The organism is Pedobacter sp. (assembly GCF_045627485.1).
Lineage (GTDB): Bacteria > Bacteroidota > Bacteroidia > Sphingobacteriales > Sphingobacteriaceae > Pedobacter.
On sequence record NZ_JAZQNU010000156.1, the window covers coordinates 1 to 4,569 of the forward strand.

The window sequence follows — 4,569 nt, forward strand, 5'->3', positions numbered from 1 at the left end:
CTTCGTTCAAATGGGCTTTGGCACCAGTCAGGTTTTAGGCATCCCTATTGGGTTGTACCTTGCCGGAATATGGAGCTGGGAAGCACCCTTTTGGATGATTGCAGGGTTAGCAACCATTGTAGCTGTAATTATCCTGGTTAAACTGCAACCTGTTACCGCACATTTAGGCGTGAAACGAAAAGATTCAGTGATTAAACATTTATGGAAAGCGGTGGTCAAAAAGAGACACCGTACCGCTTTTACCTCCACAGCATTATTGTCTATCGGGGGTTTTATGATGATGCCATTTGCCAGCGCTTTCGCTATAAATAACCTGCATGTTACCAACCAGGAGTTGCCGGTCTTGTTTATGGTGTCGGGTGTTAGTTCACTTTTAATCATGCCAATGATTGGACGACTAAGCGATAAAATAGACAAGTTTAAGATTTTTATGATCGCTTCGATCTGGATGATGTTGATGTGTGTAGTTTACACGAATTTATCGGTTACACCTTTTTGGATCGTAGTGGGCCTTAACGTATTGCTTATGATGGGGATCATGAGCAGGGTGATCCCTTCATCGGCCTTAACCAGTGCTGTTCCGGATATGGAAGACCGTGGCGCATTCATGAGTGTTAATTCCTCATTACAACAGATTGCTGGTGGCGTGGCGGCTACCGTGTCCGGGCTCATTGTAGTGCAAAAAACCAGCACTAGTCCATTAGAAAATTATAATATCGTGGGCTATGTGCTGGTGTTCATTTCATTGCTTTCTATTGCACTGATGTACCGGGTGAGTGTATTGGTGAATCCAGCTAAAAGCTCGCTCTAATTTCTCTACGCCTAAAAGATTTGCTGGTTGGTCATTTTATAACGAGGGTCTTAAAGTAAAATAAAAAGGGGCCTCCTGATCTTGATGACGCTGATTTTTCACGATTTCAGCAGCAAGGGTACCCATTAATTGAAAATCGGTTGAAATGGTCGTAATTCCATTAAGCAGAAATTTTTTAAGTGGGGTTTCATTATAAGATATTACGCCTACATCAACCCCCATCTTAAGGTCTGATGAAATAATACGTTCGATCAAAACAACTAGGTCGTCTTCCATTAAGTTGATAAATACTTCCCCTACCATTATAGGCTCGGTTTTTACATCATTAACCACTTGGTGATTAAAGGCAAATTGTTGGCAGAATCGCGTAAAACCATAGATGATTTCTTTCGGAAAATATCCCCGCTTTGGAAATATCAATTTCAAAGTATGATATTTAGTGAGCACTTCTTTCGCCTCTGTGAGTGCTCTGTAAATATCCTTTTCAAAATTCTCATAAATGGCAGAATAATGTCCGTTTACTCCCTGGACCTTTTTGTCTATTAAAATCAGTTTATCTTTAGGCAGGGTATTAATAATTTGAGCGGCGTCTTCGCCCCCCTCAACAAAATGCGGAATAATAACATAATGACTATAGTCTGTCCGCTTGTTTTGAATAAGCCTTTTAAAGATTTTGAAATCATTATTGTATATGTAAAAATCGATTAAAGCATGCTCTCCAAGGGCTTCGGCAAAAGAATCATAGATAATCTTTTTGTGAACAGACAACTTGTTGAATAACAAAAAGATCTTAATTTTCTTTTTAAAGTCCGTTTGTGCGATATAATATCCTTTTCCCGGAACCGAAACGATAACGCCTTTTTTCTTTAAATACTTATACCCTTTTTCAGCAGTGTCTCTGGATATTTCGAGTACGTAACTTAATTCATTAATAGATGGTAAGATATCATCTTTAACTAGCTTGCCGTCTTCGATGGCTTCCAAAATTGAATCACTCAACTGCAAGTATTTCGGGGTGGCAGAATACTCGTCTACACGTATCAGGTTAATAACATCGTTGGACTTCATGTTTATTTTGATTTACGGATTTTAGTATTATTTAATCACAGTTATGCCATTTGGTGCGTCAATAACGGAATTTATGCGGCCATCTGCCATTTTAGTGTGTTTTATCTTTACAATACCAAAAGGCGTGGGGAATGTTCCTTCAACAAATTTCAGGTCGCCTAAATGTGGATCTATTTTTAATACTTTACATCCCGGTTCCATCACTTTTACGCCTAATACATGTTGTGTTAACCAGGAAGTTGGTCCAGATGCCCAGCCGTGAGCAAGGCTATGCCTTAACTTTTTGTAGCTATGTGCGCCATATGCAGCATGAATATCAATTTTCCCTTTAGGAACTAGCTCATCAATCCGGGCCGCGTTTTCCATCCACTGCTCATCAAAATCTTCCCAGAAAGTAGTTGCCCCCATATCGAGCATGCCGCCCCAGTAAGTTCTGATGTTATCGATTGCGCCCTGATAGTCTCCTGCCTTTGCTTTAGCCTCGAGCATGTAATAACCATAAAATGTAGAAAAGTCTTTTGTGCCACCTATTGCTATGACCTCACGATTGGCCTTCTCTGCAGGAATTAAGTCAGCCAGAGCAAGGAGCGCAGCCGCTTGCTTATTTCCCCCGGCATCTGGTGCTCCTTTTCGTAACCTTTTTACTGCGGCTTCACATTTTTTTGCTGTTTCAAGGTCACCCAGAATTCGGCACAACTCGGCTCCGTCGGTAAGCGTCATCACCATCATGGCTTGTAAACCTGCATGAACCGCTGGTTTGTTTGAAAATGTTGGCCAATCCATAAAACGCATACCGTCAAGATCTTCCTTATTTCCTTTAATTTTTCCTATCAATTGGTTAAGTAAGGCTACTAGATAATCTTGTTGTTTTTCTAAATAGGTTAAATCGCCCTGGTATAAGAACCAATCCCGCTGGATCCTGATCCACCACATGGAATATGAACTAATACCGTTCATCCAAGCTGGAAGCGGGGTAACCTCCTTTATCAGGTCTAAGCTTTGCGGTACGATCTCATTAAAGCCAAAGACTGTATTAATGGTCATAACTTCAGGATGCATATCGCCTACCCACACTAAACGATCCCTTTTTATGCCATCCCATAAATATTGCTGCATATTTAGATGTACTGTATAAGCCCCCGTTGCCCATACCTGGTTGAGACGCTCATCATTACTGCGAAATGAACCGGCATAAGGAATGTCTCTGAAGGTAAAAATAGCACGAGCTTCCTTTAACAAAAGCGTAGAATTAGCGTCCACGAGATCGATTCTTACAAAGCGAAAGCCAGTGTTTCCAAGTTCCAGTCCCCCTAACCATGGTAAGTCGATTACTAAATCACGAATGGCATGGTCATTTGTTGCCCCTGTTAACGTATCAATATCGGCCATTGCTTCACTTGCAGATTCACCGAAACGAATTCTTACTTTCACGGGCGCGTTTTTATCCATCATTCCAGTCACAAGCTGAAGGCCCCCATGAAGCTCTTTCCCGTAATCTAGCAAGATGCCCGGCTTAACGGTATCATCACTTTTTAGCATGACTAGATCTTTATTTACCAGTTCTGCCTGTCCGTTCCCAGGCTTGAGAATATTTTCTGCACCATGAATGTATTTACCAGTGTCATCTGATTTCCATAGGATTTTTTTAGGAGATAAAAAGACACGGGATCGTGAATCTTTCGCTGCATTGGTAACTGACAGGTGATTAAAAACGGGAGATAACTGTGCACACAACATCGTTGCATTCAATAGTAAAATCGCTAGTAAAATGAGGTTTCGTTTCAATGTTCAAAAATTAAAAATCTTCAATTATACAATTTGGCAGTTTAATATTTAAGGGTCTGGATAGATACCGGACCTTTTAATCCGGAAGGGGTCAATGGACTTTTCGAATGGTAAGGATTTACGCTGGTCCAGGTCTTTCTTTCTGTAAGGGGTAACTTACTGTCGCCAATCAGCCGGTTCACCCAAGTGTTAACTACGCTTACTTCCAGCGTATTATGCCCGACTCTGATGGCGTCCGTAATATCAACCTTCCATGGGGCAGTCCATACACCGCCAACATCTTGACCATTTACTTTTACCTTTGCCATCACACTCACATCCCCAAGGTCAAGTAAAGTACGCTCACCATCTACCTTTCTTTTAATCGTAAACTTATTGTGATAGGTAGCCGTCCCTGAATAGTACTTAATGTTCTCCTCTGGCCGTGATGTCCAGTCTACAAGGTTTTCGAAAATAACGTCACTTTTAGTTGCACTCTTATTCGCATTAAAAGTCACCTTCCAAGGAGAAGAGATTGGAACAGAGGTGTTGTTTTCAGGGAAATTACGACCCATAGGCCTGTCATCTACTATACCCTCTCGAAACACTACAAACAGACTTTGGAGAGGTGCAAGCTGAAGAGGTACACTGGTTGCATCTTCGATCTCCGTAAATTCAGGTAATTTCCGGGTCTGGCCTGTAACAGGGTCCCATATCTCAGGCTGTTTTCCTTTTACCCTAAATTCCCCATTAAAAACTCGTGCTTGTTCACTTTGATTACTAACAAAGTAAATATCGGCTGCGGAGGTCCTTCTATGAATGAACAGTAATGAGTCCTGCCCTGAAACATGGAAATCCGCACGCACACCTAACTTGTCCAATGCTGTCTGCATATCCATGTTTGTAAATACTCGTCCTTTCCCCTG

4 protein-coding genes are annotated in these 4,569 nt (G+C 41.4%); 1 reads left to right on the top strand and 3 read right to left on the bottom strand.

The annotated features are described in order from the left end of the window. Positions 1–811 (top strand): MFS transporter (locus ACR2F3_RS12195; protein ID WP_432710250.1); only part of this gene is annotated, 811 nt, incomplete at its 5' end. Between the two features lie 36 nt (positions 812–847). Here ACR2F3_RS12195 and ACR2F3_RS12200 read toward each other — a convergent pair. The 3 genes from ACR2F3_RS12200 to ACR2F3_RS12210 form a co-directional block, all read right to left on the bottom strand. Then, positions 848–1,879, bottom strand: coding sequence for a GntR family transcriptional regulator (locus ACR2F3_RS12200; protein ID WP_432710251.1), 1,032 nt, complete (start codon positions 1,877–1,879; stop codon positions 848–850). Between the two features lie 27 nt (positions 1,880–1,906). Further along, on the bottom strand, positions 1,907–3,664 hold the full coding sequence (locus ACR2F3_RS12205; protein ID WP_432710252.1) for an alpha-L-rhamnosidase: 1,758 nt from the start codon (positions 3,662–3,664) through the stop codon (positions 1,907–1,909). A 41-nt stretch (positions 3,665–3,705) separates the two neighbouring features. Beyond that, on the bottom strand, positions 3,706–4,569 hold an 864-nt coding region (locus ACR2F3_RS12210; RefSeq protein ID WP_432710253.1), incomplete at its 5' end, for a glycosylhydrolase-like jelly roll fold domain-containing protein.